The 13,388-nt window shown below is 63.1% G+C and carries 15 protein-coding genes; 13 read left to right on the top strand and 2 right to left on the bottom strand.

Going from position 1 to position 13,388, the window contains the following annotated elements; all coding sequences use genetic code 11:
- The first annotated feature begins 153 nt into the window (after positions 1-153).
- Entirely contained in the window at positions 154-588 is a 435-nt protein-coding gene (trxC, locus tag Q1V60_RS24825) for a thioredoxin TrxC (protein ID WP_300635782.1), read from the top strand.
- A 136-nt stretch (positions 589-724) separates the two neighbouring features.
- Here trxC and Q1V60_RS24820 read toward each other — a convergent pair whose 3' ends face one another.
- Together Q1V60_RS24820 and Q1V60_RS24815 are read right to left on the bottom strand one after the other, a co-directional pair.
- Positions 725-952 carry a DUF6124 family protein gene (locus Q1V60_RS24820; protein WP_300635780.1) on the bottom strand — a complete coding sequence of 76 codons (228 nt, stop codon included), beginning with the start codon at positions 950-952 and terminating at the stop codon, positions 725-727.
- A gap of 352 nt (positions 953-1,304) precedes the next feature.
- Positions 1,305-2,075, bottom strand: a complete 771-nt coding sequence (locus Q1V60_RS24815; protein ID WP_300635778.1) for a ParA family protein — start codon at positions 2,073-2,075, stop codon at positions 1,305-1,307.
- A 314-nt stretch (positions 2,076-2,389) separates the two neighbouring features.
- On the opposite strand from Q1V60_RS24815, the gene Q1V60_RS24810 reads away from it, so the two are divergent.
- The 12 genes from Q1V60_RS24810 to Q1V60_RS24755 all read left to right on the top strand — a co-directional run bounded on the left by Q1V60_RS24810 (position 2,390) and on the right by Q1V60_RS24755 (position 13,361).
- Positions 2,390-3,109 carry a beta-ketoacyl synthase chain length factor gene (locus Q1V60_RS24810; RefSeq protein ID WP_300635776.1) on the top strand — a complete coding sequence of 240 codons (720 nt, stop codon included), beginning with the start codon at positions 2,390-2,392 and terminating at the stop codon, positions 3,107-3,109.
- Complete coding sequence (locus tag Q1V60_RS24805) at positions 3,085-3,897, top strand: lysophospholipid acyltransferase family protein (RefSeq protein ID WP_300635774.1); 813 nt, start codon at positions 3,085-3,087, stop codon at positions 3,895-3,897. Before Q1V60_RS24810 ends, Q1V60_RS24805 begins: the two co-directional genes overlap by 25 nt.
- Positions 3,875-4,144 carry a phosphopantetheine-binding protein gene (locus Q1V60_RS24800; RefSeq protein ID WP_300635773.1) on the top strand — a complete coding sequence of 90 codons (270 nt, stop codon included), beginning with the start codon at positions 3,875-3,877 and terminating at the stop codon, positions 4,142-4,144. Before Q1V60_RS24805 ends, Q1V60_RS24800 begins: the two co-directional genes overlap by 23 nt.
- A gap of 9 nt (positions 4,145-4,153) precedes the next feature.
- On the top strand, positions 4,154-4,408 hold the full coding sequence (locus Q1V60_RS24795; RefSeq protein ID WP_005784088.1) for an acyl carrier protein: 255 nt from the start codon (positions 4,154-4,156) through the stop codon (positions 4,406-4,408).
- Positions 4,405-4,950, top strand: a complete 546-nt coding sequence (locus Q1V60_RS24790; protein WP_300635770.1) for a hypothetical protein — start codon at positions 4,405-4,407, stop codon at positions 4,948-4,950. Before Q1V60_RS24795 ends, Q1V60_RS24790 begins: the two co-directional genes overlap by 4 nt.
- Positions 4,947-6,617 carry an acyl-CoA synthetase family protein gene (locus Q1V60_RS24785; RefSeq protein WP_300635768.1) on the top strand — a complete coding sequence of 557 codons (1,671 nt, stop codon included), beginning with the start codon at positions 4,947-4,949 and terminating at the stop codon, positions 6,615-6,617. Before Q1V60_RS24790 ends, Q1V60_RS24785 begins: the two co-directional genes overlap by 4 nt.
- Before the next feature lie 152 nt (positions 6,618-6,769).
- Positions 6,770-7,504 carry a glycosyltransferase family 2 protein gene (locus Q1V60_RS24780; protein ID WP_300635766.1) on the top strand — a complete coding sequence of 245 codons (735 nt, stop codon included), beginning with the start codon at positions 6,770-6,772 and terminating at the stop codon, positions 7,502-7,504.
- Positions 7,501-8,436, top strand: a complete 936-nt coding sequence (locus Q1V60_RS24775; RefSeq protein ID WP_300635764.1) for a glycosyl transferase — start codon at positions 7,501-7,503, stop codon at positions 8,434-8,436. Before Q1V60_RS24780 ends, Q1V60_RS24775 begins: the two co-directional genes overlap by 4 nt.
- Positions 8,420-9,961, top strand: coding sequence for an aromatic amino acid ammonia-lyase (locus Q1V60_RS24770; RefSeq protein WP_300635762.1), 1,542 nt, complete (start codon positions 8,420-8,422; stop codon positions 9,959-9,961). Before Q1V60_RS24775 ends, Q1V60_RS24770 begins: the two co-directional genes overlap by 17 nt.
- Positions 9,954-10,379: an acyl-CoA thioesterase gene (locus tag Q1V60_RS24765; protein ID WP_300635760.1), complete on the top strand. Its 426-nt coding sequence runs from the start codon at positions 9,954-9,956 to the stop codon at positions 10,377-10,379. The genes Q1V60_RS24770 and Q1V60_RS24765 overlap by 8 nt, the downstream gene beginning before the upstream one ends.
- Positions 10,376-11,059: an outer membrane lipoprotein carrier protein LolA gene (locus Q1V60_RS24760; RefSeq protein ID WP_300635758.1), complete on the top strand. Its 684-nt coding sequence runs from the start codon at positions 10,376-10,378 to the stop codon at positions 11,057-11,059. The genes Q1V60_RS24765 and Q1V60_RS24760 overlap by 4 nt, the downstream gene beginning before the upstream one ends.
- The gene (locus tag Q1V60_RS24755) at positions 11,049-13,361 is read left to right on the top strand and encodes an MMPL family transporter (protein WP_300635756.1); all 2,313 of its coding nucleotides are present in this window, start codon (positions 11,049-11,051) and stop codon (positions 13,359-13,361) included. The genes Q1V60_RS24760 and Q1V60_RS24755 overlap by 11 nt, the downstream gene beginning before the upstream one ends.
- The last annotated feature ends 27 nt before the right edge of the window (positions 13,362-13,388 follow it).

Below are 13,388 nucleotides of genomic sequence, written 5' to 3'. Positions count from 1 at the left end.
TGGTGCTCTTTCGAGCCGTCACTTTCAGCTTGGATAGGCACGCACCCAACTACACACATTAATCTATGAACATATGCCTTGTGTCCGCTGAGCTTGATATAGCTCGTACTTGACTCCAAATAGGTACCGCCAGCCAAATCCAAGGAGCCCACCATGTCCGAACCGCTCGTAATCCCTTGCCCTCACTGCAACGGCCTGAACCGCATCCCCGGCGAACGCCTGGGTGACGCGCCCAACTGTGGGCGATGCAAGCAACCTGTGTTGTTGAGCAAGCCGTTTGAATTGAAACAAGGCGACTATGCCAGCCAGATCAAGGGCGACTTGCCGTTGCTGGTGGATGTGTGGGCTCAATGGTGCGGGCCGTGCAAGTCGTTTGCGCCGACATTCGAGCAAGCCGCCGGCCAGCTTGAAGGCAAATGCCGGTTGGCCAAGCTGGACAGCGAAGCCAATCAGCAGCTGTCGGCGCAGTTGGGGATCCGCTCGATTCCCAGTCTGATTCTGTTCAAGAATGGCCGGGAAGTGGCGCGCCAGAGTGGAGCGTTTCCATTGCCGCAGTTGATGAGTTGGTTGCGTAGCCAAGGGGTGTAAGCCTGCCCCCGAGAACGACTCGGGACAGTGTGGGAGCGGGCTTGCTTGCGAAGGCGCAGTGTCAGCCACTGCATCTGGCCCTGTTCCACCGCTTTCGCGAGCAAGCCCGCTCCCACATTTTTATCGCATTTTATCCTCAGGCCAGCGGCGCTTCGCGGTCCATCATCTGGCCGACCAGCAGTACGCCGAGTTCGCTCAATTGGTGAATGGCTAGAGCTACGTCGCGGTGTTCGCCGGTGAGGTCGTTGGAGAGGTTGAGCAATAAGGTGCGCACGGAGGAGAAGGTTTCGTAGCTGTTGATGATCAGCGCTTCGGTGGGGAGGTTGGGTGTGACAGTGAATAAATTGGCATCTGCTTTAAACATGCTTTTCGTTCTCTGATAGGGTCGCCACCTGTTTCGCTACTAAACGAAGGGTGGCGACTGTACGCAGGTTAGTAGACCGGGAACGAAAGCAAAAACCGGCGCACCCGAAGGTGCCCTGCGCACAGTCACCATCAGATAGGCAAAAACGCCATGCTTATGGAACGGTGCACATACTTTCGTCTGTCAGGGCTACTAAACCCGATCACTGAACATTCAGCGACCGGCAAACCTTAGAGACGCCCATCCAGACGCACAAGCCGGCGGATTCTGGCGTAGCTGTAGGCAACGGCACAAGGCTTAACCCTTCTTGCCGGACTCATCCTACAGACCATGCAAGAAGCGTCGACACAGGTCAGGCGTTTTCCAGCAGGTTATGCAACGCCACAAACTGTTGCGTCAGCTTGTGCCGTGGGTCCAGATGAATCAGCGGCTTGCTCTCCTGGTGCGACTCCCGCATGCGCACGGAGCTGGCCAGGTACACCGGCAATACCGGCAGGCCTTCGGCGATCAACTCATTAAGGATCTGCTGCGGCAGGCTCGCCCGGGCCTGGTATTGGTTGACCACAATGCCTTCCACCTCCAGGCCTTCGTTGTGGTCCTCCTTCAATTCTTCGATTTCAGCCAACAGGCCATACAGGGCCTGGCGCGAGAAGCTGTCGCAATCAAAGGGAATCAGCACGCGATCGGCGGCGATCAGCGCGGAAACCGCGTAAAAATTCAAAGCCGGCGGCGTATCCAGGTAAATACGGTCGTAATCCTCGCTCAACTCGTCCAGCAGCTTTCGCAGCTTGTTGATCTTGTGCTTGGCCTCAAGCTTGGGCTGCAGGTCCGCCAGTTCAGGGGTGGCGGTGATCACGTGCAGGTTGTCGAACGGCGTTTCGTAGATGTCCACCTTGTTCTTCTTCGAAAACGGCCCTGAAGACAGGGTTTGCTTGAAAAAGTCGGCGATCCCCATAGGGATGTCATCACCAGTCAGCCCGGTGAGGTACTGAGTGGAGTTGGCCTGTGCATCGAGGTCCACCAACAGGGTTCGATAACCTTCGCTGGCGCTGACCGCCGCCAGGTTGCAGGCGATGCTGGACTTGCCCACGCCGCCTTTTTGATTGAACACCACACGCCGCATGGAAAAACCTCCGCGTATCAATGAATGACCGAGTGTAGAGCGCAAAAGCGCCGGTTAGCTACCTCGTTCATCGATCCGCTATGTCTGGCTCACAAAGGAATGGGAAGGGTCCGACAAGCCAGTTCGGCCCCCTATCGCTCAAAACTGGCAAAATCCACTCATTTATTTGAATCGACAGCGAACAAATTTTAACCAATATTTGCTAGAACCCCGTGGCACCGGGATAATGCGCGCCATTCGGCCATTGCCCTCTGTCCCGGAATCCGGGGCCATTGGCCGCACACGGAAGCCCGCAGGGGCGGGATAACTTCTCAGTGATCAACTTCAACATCGCCCAATGGCGCGCCTGGGCTCCCGGCCTTGAGAGTGCGCACGACTGGCACGCCTGGTGCCGGGCCCCGGTGTTGCTGCCTGTCAGCGAAGCCTCGCCTGATGTGTCATTTTTGCCAGCCATGCAGCGCCGGCGCTTGAGCCGGCTGGCCCGCATGGCGTTCAGCGTCGGCTGGCCGTTGGCCGAAGGCCTTGAAGAGCTGCCGCTGGTGTTCATTTCCCGCCACGGCGAAACCCCGCGCACCCTCGACATCCTCAGCGACCTGGCCAACGAGCAGCCGCTGTCGCCGACCCAGTTCAGCCTGTCGGTGCATAACGCGGTGATCGGCCTGTGGTCGATCCTGCGCAATGAAACCAGTGAAATGACGGCCCTCGCCGCCGCCGGTGACGGCCTTGAGCACGGCCTGCTCGAAGCCGCCGCGTTGCTCAACGAAGGCGCCCCGGCCGTATTGCTGGTGATCACCGAAGAACAGCCACCCGAGGCCTATGCCAGCTGGATCGCCGATGTGCCCTTCCCCTACGCCCTCGGCCTTTTGCTGACGCCCGGCGACGAGTGGCAATTGGAACTAAACAGCAGCGCTGTCCAACTCACTCAAACCCAGTGGCCCCACGCCCTGAATCTGCTGCGCACCCTGCTGACCGAGCAGGGTGCCTGCCAACATGCCTGGAAGAACCGAGTATGGAATTGGCGACGCAAGTCCTGACCGACAAACCACGGCAGGCCTATTACTGGCGCCTGTTTGCCACAGCCGCCAGCTTCTTCGTGTTCGGCGTTGGCGGGCTGTGCCTGCGTTTGCTGGTCTTCCCGTTGCTCAGTTGCCTGCCGGGCGACGCCAGCGAGCATCAACGACGCGCGCGCCACACCATCAGTTGTCTGTTCTGGTTCTTCATTCGCCTGATGAAATGCCTGGGCATCCTTACTTACAGCGTCGAGGGTGCCGACAAACTCGGCCGCCCTGGCCAGATGATCGTCGCCAACCATCCGTCGCTGATCGACGTCGTGTTCCTGATCGGCCTGATGCGCCAGACCAATTGCGTGGTCAAGCAGAGCCTGTTCCAGAACCCGTTCACCCGCGGCCCGGTGCGCGACGCCGGCTACATCAGCAACGATGGCAGCGCCGACATGCTCGACGCCGCCGCCGATGCCCTGCGCGCCGGGCAAACCCTGATCATCTTTCCCGAAGGCACCCGCACCACGCCCGGCGCGGCACCGGCCTTCCATCGCGGCGGCGCGGCCATTGCGCTGCGCGGTGCGGCGGTCATCACCCCGGTGGTGATCAAGGTCAGCCCCACGACCCTGACCAAGGCCGAGCCCTGGTATCGCATTCCCAAACGCCGATTTCACTTCAGTTTGCGCGTGGGTGCCGATATAGAACCACACGCGTTTGCCGCACTGGGCCCCGCGCCCCAGGCGTCACGCAAGCTCAACGATTACCTGCATCACTATTTCATTAAGGAGCTCGCCGAAGATGAGCGACCAACACCGCCTTGAGCACGACATAAAGATGCTGATCATCGAGGCCCTGGGCCTGGAAGACATCAGTGTCGACGACATCGGCAGCGACCAGACTTTGTTCGGCGAAGGCTTGGGCCTGGATTCGGTCGACGCACTGGAGTTGGGCCTGGCCATCCAGAAAACGTACGGCATCAAGATCGACGCCGACGCCAAGGACACACGCAATCACTTCACCAACGTGGCCAGCCTTGCGGCGTTCGTCACGGCCAAACAGGTAGCTTGAGACCGGACCATGCAAACTCGTGACGATATTTTCAACACCCTGCGCGACGCCTTGGTCGAACTGTTTGAGCTGGAACCTGCGCGCGTCACCCTTGACGCCAACCTGTACCAGGACCTGGAAATCGACAGCATCGATGCGGTGGACCTGATCGACCATATCAAGCGCCAGACCGGCAAAAAAATCGCCGCCGAAGAGTTCAAGGCAGTGCGTACCGTCAACGACGTGGTTGAGGCGGTGTACCGTCTGGTCCAGCCCGCCGCATGAGCCGGTTGATCGGCCTTGGCCTGTTGCTGGCGGGGCTGCTGTACCCCTTTGCGGTGTATTACGGCACCGAGCATTTTGCGCCATGGCAATTCGGCCTGCTGTTGGGCAGCTTGTGGCTGCTGCGTGCGCTCAGCGCTGCGCGACGCCCCGGCAGTCGCTGGATGGCGGTGGTGGTGATTGTGTTTTGCCTGGCGCTGGCCTGGTTCGACAACCCGCAGTGGCTGCGTTGGTACCCAAGCCTGGTCAGCGCGTTCATGCTGGCACTGTTCGGCCTGAGCCTTAAATACGGGCCGCCGATGGTCGAGCGCCTGGCGCGCATCAGCGACCCGCAGTTGCCGCCGCACGCGATCGTGTATACGCGCCAGGTCACCGTGGTGTGGAGTGTGTTTTTTCTGTGTAACGGCCTGCTCGCCGCCGCCCTCACCTTATGGGCGCCGCTGAGCTGGTGGACGTTGTACAACGGCTTGATCGCCTACGGGCTGATGGGGCTGTTGTTTGCCGTGGAATGGCTGGTACGACAAAGGGTTCGAGGCCGCGTATGAAAGGTTTGAAACTTGAGCATCTGCTGCTCGAGCCGCAGGAACAGCGCGCGGTCACCACTGAGCCGGCGCTCAATCATGCTCAACTGATGGAGCAATCCCTGCGCCTGGCGGCAGGCCTGCAAGCGCGTGGCATACAGCGCCTGGCGGTGCACCTGGAAGATGCAGGCATACTGGCGATTGCCTTGCTCGGCGCCTGGCGTGCCGGGGTCGGCGTGCTGCTCCCCGCCGACCTGCAACCCCAAACCCGTCAACGCTGGGCAGCCGCGGTCGATGCCTGGCTGACCCAGGCGTCGGACCTGGAGGCGCTGTATCAGGCGCCCCTGAGCCCGGCCGCGCTCGACCTGGATAGCTGCCAACTGAGCCTGTGCACCTCCGGCTCCAGCGGTGAACCCAAGCGTATCGACAAGTCCCTGCGCCAGCTGGCCAATGAGGTCCAGGCGCTGGAAGCCCTATGGGGCGCCGATCTGAAAGACGCGTGCATCATCGGCAGCGTCGCCACGCAACATATCTACGGGTTGCTGTTTCGCGTGCTGTGGCCGGTGTGCGCCGGTCGCACCTTTGTGCGCAGGCAACTGGCATTCCCCGAGGACATGCAGCGCGCCAGTCGCGAGTACCCGCAGTTCGCCTGGGTTGCCAGCCCGGCGCTGCTCAAGCGCATGGGCGATAACCTTGATTGGCCGGCGCTGAGCCAAGTCTCACGGGTGTTTTCCTCCGGCGGTGCCTTGCCTGTCGAAGCCGCCAGCAGCCTCTACGACCGCTTGCAGCAATGGCCGACGGAAATTCTTGGCAGCTCGGAAACCGGCGGCATCGCCTGGCGCCAGGGCGCCCAACCCTGGCAGCCGTTTGCCGACGTGCAACTGAGCCAGGATGCCGATGGGGCCCTGCGCATTGCCTCGCCTTACCTGCCCGCCGGGCATATCGAACAGACCGCCGACGCCGCGCGTATCCATGCCGATGGCCGCTTCGAACTGCTCGGGCGCCTGGACCGCATCGTCAAGCTGGAAGAAAAACGCATCGCCTTGCCGATGCTCGAACAGGCGCTGATGAACCACCCATGGGTCGCTGAAACCCGCCTGGGCGTGGTGCAGGAAAACCGCGCGTCACTCGGCGCCCTGGTGGTATTGAGCGCAGACGGTTTGCATGCTCTGCGCAACCAGGGCCGGCGCACCGTGACCCAAACCCTGCGCCAGCACCTGAGCCAACATTGCGAAGCCCTGGCCCTGCCTCGCCGCTGGCGTTTGCTGCGCCAACTGCCGCTGAACAGCCAGGGCAAGCTGCCCCAGGCCGATATCGAGGCCCTGCTGCTGGCGCCGCGCCCCAAGGCGCCGGAGGTACTGGAGCAGGTCGAAACCGACGGCGAATGGACGCTGCAGTTGAGCGTCCCGCCGGACCTGGCCTATTTCAGCGGGCATTTCCCGGTGACGCCGGTGCTGCCAGGCGTGGTGCAGGTGGAGTGGGCATTCAACCTGGGCCAGCAACTGCTTGACCTGCCGGCCACGTTCGCCGGTATGGAAGTGCTCAAGTTCCAGCAACTGGTGCGCCCCGGTGATCACATCGAATTGCACCTGCGCTTTGATCGGGAGCGCGGCAAGTTGTACTTCGCCTATCGCAATGGGGATGCGGCGTGCTCAAGCGGACGCATTCAACTGGTGGCGGCCCATGACTAAGCGCTTATTGTGGCGAGGGAGCTTGCTCCCGCTGGCGTGCGAAGCACGCCCTGCTCAGGTATCGCCGTTTGGCAGGATGATCTCGGTCGCCTGCATTTGGGCCGCTTCGCAGCCCTGCGGGAGCAAGCTCCCTCGCCACGGTTTTTTTGAATATGCATAACCCTTGCGCCCTGATCCCGGTCTACAACCACGAAGCCGCCGTGCCCGCCGTGGTGCGCAGCCTGCTCGACAGCGGTCTGCCCTGCCTGCTGGTGGACGATGGCAGCAGCCCGGCCTGCGCGGCGGTGCTTACCCAACTGGCGACGCTGGATAACGTCACCCTGCTGACCCTCCCCCACAACCAGGGCAAGGGCGCCGCCGTCATGGCGGGCTTTCGCGAAGCCGCGCGGCTGGGCTACACCCATGCCCTGCAAGTGGACGCCGACGGCCAGCACGACCTGCGCGAAGTCGAGACCTTTATCGACACGTCCCGCAGGCACCCCGACGCGATCATCTGCGGCTACCCCGAATACGACGAAAGCGTGCCCAAGGGCCGCCTCTACGCACGCTACCTGACCCACGTGTGGGTGTGGATCAACACCCTGTCGTTGCAGATTCGCGACTCGATGTGCGGCTTTCGCGTGTACCCGCTGGCCCCCACGCTGGCGCTGATGGACTCGGCCTACATCGGCACGCGCATGGATTTCGACTCGGACATCCTCGTACGCCTGGCCTGGCGCAACCAGCCCATGCGCTGGCTGCCGACCCAGGTGCATTACCCCGCCGACGGCCTGTCGCACTTTCGTCTGTGGCGCGACAACGTGCGCATCAGCGCCATGCATACGCGGCTGTTCTTCGGCATGCTGGTGCGCGCGCCGGCCATCCTGTGGCGGCGGTGGCAGGCATGAGCGACAGCAGCAAACACTGGGCCGACCGCGAAGAGCGCGGCAGCTTCTGGCTGATGAAACTTACGGCGGTCGCGGCAAAGGTTCTCGGCCGTCGCCTGTTGAGCCCGTTGCTCTACAGCATCGTGTTGTACTTTTTTCTGTTCGGCCGCACCGCGCGCCAGAGCGCCTGGCAATACCAGCAACGCCTGGCGCAATGGAGCGGGCGTGACGACCTGCTGCCGAGCCACAAAAAGGTCTTCGGCCAGTTCATGGCCTTCGCCGACTCCCTGCTCGACAAGCTGGACGTATGGAACGGCAAGCTGCGCCTGGAGCAGATCGAGATCAACGACCCGGCACAATTGCGCGGCCAATTGCGTGGCGAGCGCGGGCAGATGCTGGTGGGCGCGCACCTGGGCAACCTGGAAGTGTGCCGCGCGCTGGCGGAGATCGGCGAACAAGTCACCATGAATGTGCTGGTGCACACCAAGCACGCCGAGCGTTTCAACCGCCTGCTGGGCGAAGCGGGCGCGACCCATTTGCGCCTGATCCAGGTCAGCGAGCTGGACCCGGCCACCATGCTGCTGCTCAGCCAGCGCCTGGACGATGGCGAATGGCTGGCAATTGCCGGCGACCGCATCCCGCTGCACGGCGGGCGCACGGTGCGCGTGGACTTCCTCGGCCATCCGGCCGCGTTCCCCCAAGGCCCGTGGCTGCTGGCCGGCCTGCTCAAATGCCCGGTCAACCTGCTGATGTGCCTCAAGCACCAAGGCCGTTATCACCTGACCATCGAGCCCTTCGCGCCCTTGGTCGAATGGAAGCGCAGCACCCGCGAGCAAGTCATCGCCCTGTGGGCCGCCCGCTATGCCGAGCGCCTGGGCCAGTTCTGCCTGCAAGCGCCTCAACAGTGGTTCAACTTTTACCCTTTCTGGAAGACCGATGACGACGCCTCTTGAGCCGATAACCTTTGGCGAACGCCCCCTGCGCATCGAAGACGTACTGGCCCTGGCCAACCGTCAGGTGCCCACGCAATTGCAGGACGACGCGGCCTATCGCCGGCGCATCGCCAAGGGCGCGCAGTTTCTTGACTCGCTGTTGGACAAGGAAGGGGTGATCTACGGCGTGACCACCGGCTACGGCGACTCGTGCGTGGTAGCGGTGCCATTGCAACATGTCGAAGCGCTGCCGCGTCATCTGTACACCTTCCACGGTTGCGGCCTGGGCAAGTTGCTCGACGCCCAAGCCACCCGCGCCGTGCTGGCGGCTCGCTTGCAGTCGCTGTGCCATGGCGTGTCCGGGGTACGCGTGGAACTGCTGGAGCGCCTGCATGGGTTCCTCGAACACGATGTGCTGCCGTTGATCCCTGAAGAAGGCTCGGTGGGCGCCAGCGGCGATCTGACGCCGCTGTCGTATGTGGCGGCAACCTTGTCCGGCGAGCGTGAAGTGCTGTTTCGTGGCGAACGTCGCCAGGCCGCCGACGTCCATCGCGAACTGGGCTGGGAGCCCTTGGTACTAAGGCCCAAGGAAGCCCTGGCGTTGATGAACGGCACGGCGGTGATGACTGGTATCGCCTGCCTGGCCTTCGCCCGCGCCGACTACCTGCTGCACCTGGCCACGCGCATCACCGCGCTGAATGTGGTGGCGCTGCAAGGCAACCCGGAACACTTCGACGAGCGTCTGTTCGCCGCCAAGCCCCATCCCGGGCAAATGCAAGTCGCCGCCTGGCTGCGCAAGGACTTGGCCATCGATGCACCCACTGCGCCGCTGCACCGCCTGCAGGATCGCTACTCGCTGCGCTGCGCGCCCCACGTGCTCGGCGTGCTGGCCGACAGCCTGAACTGGCTGCGCTCGTTCATCGAAATCGAACTCAACAGCGCCAATGACAACCCGATCATTGATGCCGAGGAAGAACGCGTGCTGCACGGCGGGCACTTTTACGGCGGGCACATCGCCTTTGCCATGGACAGCCTCAAGACCCTGGTGGCCAATGTCGCCGACCTGCTCGACCGCCAGTTGGCGCTGCTGGTGGACGTGCGTTACAACCACGGCCTGCCGAGCAACCTGTCGGGCGCACCGGCCGACCGCGCAATGATCAACCATGGCTTCAAGGCCGTGCAGATCGGCACCAGCGCCTGGACCGCCGAAGCGCTGAAAAACACCATGCCGGCCAGCGTGTTCTCGCGCTCTACCGAGTGCCATAACCAGGACAAAGTGAGCATGGGCACCATCGCCGCCCGCGATGCGATCCGTGTGCTGGAGTTGACCGAACAGGTCGCCGCCGCCGCCTTGATCGCCGCCAACCAGGGCGTGTGGCTGCGCGCCCGGGCCGACGATGCCCGGCCGTTGCCACCGGCACTGGCTGCGATGCATGAAGAACTGGCCAAGGATTTTGCGCCGGTCATTGAAGACCGTGCCCTGGAAGGCGAACTGCGCCTGTGCCTGCAACGCATCGCCGAGCAACACTGGAGGCTGCATGCGTAGCCCCGGCGTGTTGCACTGCGACACTCAAATCCTCGTGCCGTTTTTCGATATCGACACCATGAACGTGGTGTGGCACGGCCATTATGTGAAGTACCTGGAAGTGGCGCGCTGCGCGCTGCTGGACAAGATCGGCCATAACTACACCGCGATGCTCGAAGCCGGCTATGCCTGGCCGGTGATCGACATGCAGCTACGCTATGTGCGCGGCGCGACCTTCGGCCAAACCCTCAACGTGCGCGCCAGCCTGGTGGAGTGGGAGAACCGTTTGAAGGTCAATTACCTGATTACCGACCTGGCCGGCGGCGAACGTTTGACCCGCGCCAGTACCGTGCAGGTGGCGGTGGAAATTGCCAGCCGCGAGATGCAACTGGCCTCGCCCAAAATATTCATCGACGCCGTCGAAAGGGCCCTGAAATGATATCCCCTGTAGGAGCGAGCTTGCTCGCGAAGATCGTCAACGATAACGCAGGATACCTGGCACTGCGCAGCGTCCTCAGGTTCTTCGCGAGCAAGCTCGCGCCTGCATTGGCTGTGGCGCTGCTGAGCTTCAGCGCCCACGCTTTCGACTTGCAGCAGCTGAGCGATCAGCTGGCAAAACCCTCGGTCATCCACGGCAACTTCACCCAGGAAAAACACCTGCGCGCCCTGCCCCAGCCGCTGGTCAGCAAAGGCACCTTCGTGCTCGCCAAGGACCACGGCCTGCTGTGGCTGTTGAAAACCCCGTTGCAACAGGACTATCGCATCAGCGCCCAGGGCATCGCTCGGCGTGACGCCAATGGCTGGCAATTGCTGCCGAACAAGAGCGCCGGGGCGGAGCAGAATCGTCTGTTCCTCGCCGTGCTTCAGGGCGACAGCAGCGGCCTGCAACGTGACTTCGAACTGCGACTGCAAGGCGAGGCCACGCAGTGGACGCTCACACTGACCCCGCGTTCGCTGTTGCTCAAGCAGGTATTCACCCGGATCAATATCGACGGCGGCGACTTAGTGAACACCATCGAACTGCTGGAAACCCAAGGCGACAGCACCATCCTGCGCATGCAGGACAGCACCGCCGGCCAACCATTGAGCACTGCCGAGCAACACGACTTTGCCCAGTGAACGCCTGCTGCCGCGCCTGTTCCTGATCCTGCTGGTGGCGGTGCTTGCCCTGGCCGGCTGGCAGTGGCGCCAGGGTGCGCCGCTGTCGGCCAACCTGATGGAGCTGGTGCCCGGCAGTACGCCGGACGCCCTGGAGCTGCAAGCAGAGCAGCGCATGCAGGAGCCGCTGAACCGCGAGATGCTGGTGCTGGTGGGGCATGCCGACCGCCAGCAAGCGCTGACCGTGGCACAGCAACTGGCCGAGCGCTGGCAAGCCAGTGGCCTGTTTGAAAAGGTGCAATGGAACCTGCAAGCCGACTTGCCGGCGCTGCGCGAGCAGCTGTTGCGCGGACGGCTGGCGATGCTGTCGGCCAAGGACCGCGAGCAACTGGTTGAACAGCCTGAAGCCTTCATTGAGCAGCGCGTGCAGTCACTGTTCGACCCCTTCACCGGCTTCAGCCTGGTGCCGAGCCAGGACGACTGGCTGGGCCTGACCGGGCGCATCCAGAACAGCCAGCCGCAGCACGGTGCGGTACAGCTGGATATCGGCAGCGGCGCGTTGATCGCCGATGCCGACGGCAAAAGCTGGGTGCTCCTGCGGGCGCGCACCACCGGCAATGCATTCGATCTGAAACTGCCGCTGCAAGTCGCGGAGCTGCTCCAGGCCAGCCGCGCCCAGGCCGGCGAGCAAGGCGTGCAACTGCTCGCCGCCAGCGGTTTGCTCTACGCGGCCAATGGGCAGCAGCAAGCCACGCGGGAAATCACCTGGGTGGGCGGCGGCGCAACCCTGGGCATCCTGCTGTTGCTGCTGCTGGCGTTCCGGCGCTGGCGGGTGCTGCTGGCGTTCTTGCCGGTGATGGTCGGCATGCTGTTTGGCGCGGTGGCCTGTGTGGCGCTGTTCGGCCATATGCATGTCATGACGCTGGTGCTGGGCTCGAGCCTGATCGGCGTCGCGGTGGATTACCCGCTGCATTACCTGTCGAAAAGCTGGAGCCTGCAACCGTGGCGCAGTTGGCCGGCACTGCGCCTGACCCTGCCAGGGCTGAGCCTGAGCCTGGCCACCAGTTGCATCGGCTATCTGGCGTTGGCCTGGACGCCGTTCCCGGCGCTGACGCAAATTGCGGTGTTCTCCGCAGCCGGCCTGGTCGGTGCTTATCTCTGCGCCGTGTGCCTGTTGCCCGCGCTGCTGAGCGGTGTCGAACTGCGCCCGGCGCAATGGCCGCTGCGCATCGCCGAACGCTTGTGGCGGTGGCGGGCGGCCTTGATCAAACGCGTGCCCGGCGCGGTGCTGCTGGTGTGGGTGCTGTTGTTCTGCGCCGGTGGCCTGTGGCAATTGAACACTAAAAACGACATTCGCCAATGGATCGGCGCGCCGCCGCAATTACTCCAGGAAGCCCAGGCCGTGGCGCGCATTACCGGGTTCCAGCCCACCAGCCAGTTCTTTCTGGTGCGGGCCGACAATCAACAGCAGTTACTGGAGCGCCAGGCCGCCCTGGGCCAGCGCCTGGATCAACTGGTGAACATGGACAAACTCCAGGGTTACCTGGCGCTCAATCAACTGGTCAACCTGCCCGCCGAGCAACAGCAGCTGCGCGATGCGCTGAATACACTCCCGGAGCATTGGCAACCGCTGCTGGACCTCGGCGTACCCGCCAGCGCCTTGCAGGCCGAAGTCGCCCGATTGCAAGCGCTGCCCACCGAAGACATCGACGCCGCGCTGCAAGGCCCGCTGGCCGAACCCTGGCGCACGCTGTGGCTCGGCCCGGTAGACGGCGGCGTGGCGGCAATGGTCAGCCTGCAAGGCTTGAGCAACCCGGCGTTGCTGCGGGTGCAGGCCGTGGACTTGCCCGGCGTGCAACTGGTGGATCGCCTGGGTGACTTGAACCGCGTGTTTGCCGATACCCAAATCAGCGCCGCCGAATTGAAATTGCTCTCCTGTGTGCTGATCGTGATGCTGTTGATATTGCCCTTCGGCTTCACCGGCGCCTTGCGCATCGTCGCGCTGCCGCTGCTGGCGGCGCTGTGCAGCCTGGCCAGTCTCGGTTGGCTGGGCCAGCCGCTGACCCTGTTCAGCCTGTTCGGCCTGCTGCTGGTCACGGCCATCAGCGTCGACTATGCGATCCTGATGCGCGAGCAGATCGGCGGTGCCGCCGTGAGCCTGCTGGGAACCTTGCTGGCAGCGCTGACCACGTGGTTATCGTTCGGCCTGCTGGCCGTCTCGAGTACGCCGGCGGTGAGCAATTTCGGCCTGTCGGTCAGTCTCGGCCTGGCATTCAGCTTTATGCTGGCGCCCTGGGCCGGGCAACAGAAAAACGCCTTATGAATGTGAATATCGCCAAAGCGGCAAGGA

The organism is Pseudomonas sp. (genome assembly GCF_030147005.1).
GTDB lineage: Bacteria > Pseudomonadota > Gammaproteobacteria > Pseudomonadales > Pseudomonadaceae > Aquipseudomonas.
This window is presented reverse-complemented; position numbering and strand designations above follow the sequence as displayed.

Coding starts and splice junctions, on each gene's coding strand:
- trxC (WP_300635782.1), top strand. CDS start 154: ATGTCCGAACCGCTCGTAATCCCTTGCCCTCACTGCAACGGCCTGAAC.
- Q1V60_RS24820 (WP_300635780.1), bottom strand. CDS start 952: ATGTTTAAAGCAGATGCCAATTTATTCACTGTCACACCCAACCTCCCC.
- Q1V60_RS24815 (WP_300635778.1), bottom strand. CDS start 2,075: ATGCGGCGTGTGGTGTTCAATCAAAAAGGCGGCGTGGGCAAGTCCAGC.
- Q1V60_RS24805 (WP_300635774.1), top strand. CDS start 3,085: ATGGAATTGGCGACGCAAGTCCTGACCGACAAACCACGGCAGGCCTAT.
- Q1V60_RS24800 (WP_300635773.1), top strand. CDS start 3,875: ATGAGCGACCAACACCGCCTTGAGCACGACATAAAGATGCTGATCATC.
- Q1V60_RS24795 (WP_005784088.1), top strand. CDS start 4,154: ATGCAAACTCGTGACGATATTTTCAACACCCTGCGCGACGCCTTGGTC.
- Q1V60_RS24790 (WP_300635770.1), top strand. CDS start 4,405: ATGAGCCGGTTGATCGGCCTTGGCCTGTTGCTGGCGGGGCTGCTGTAC.
- Q1V60_RS24785 (WP_300635768.1), top strand. CDS start 4,947: ATGAAAGGTTTGAAACTTGAGCATCTGCTGCTCGAGCCGCAGGAACAG.
- Q1V60_RS24780 (WP_300635766.1), top strand. CDS start 6,770: ATGCATAACCCTTGCGCCCTGATCCCGGTCTACAACCACGAAGCCGCC.
- Q1V60_RS24775 (WP_300635764.1), top strand. CDS start 7,501: ATGAGCGACAGCAGCAAACACTGGGCCGACCGCGAAGAGCGCGGCAGC.
- Q1V60_RS24770 (WP_300635762.1), top strand. CDS start 8,420: ATGACGACGCCTCTTGAGCCGATAACCTTTGGCGAACGCCCCCTGCGC.
- Q1V60_RS24765 (WP_300635760.1), top strand. CDS start 9,954: ATGCGTAGCCCCGGCGTGTTGCACTGCGACACTCAAATCCTCGTGCCG.
- Q1V60_RS24760 (WP_300635758.1), top strand. CDS start 10,376: ATGATATCCCCTGTAGGAGCGAGCTTGCTCGCGAAGATCGTCAACGAT.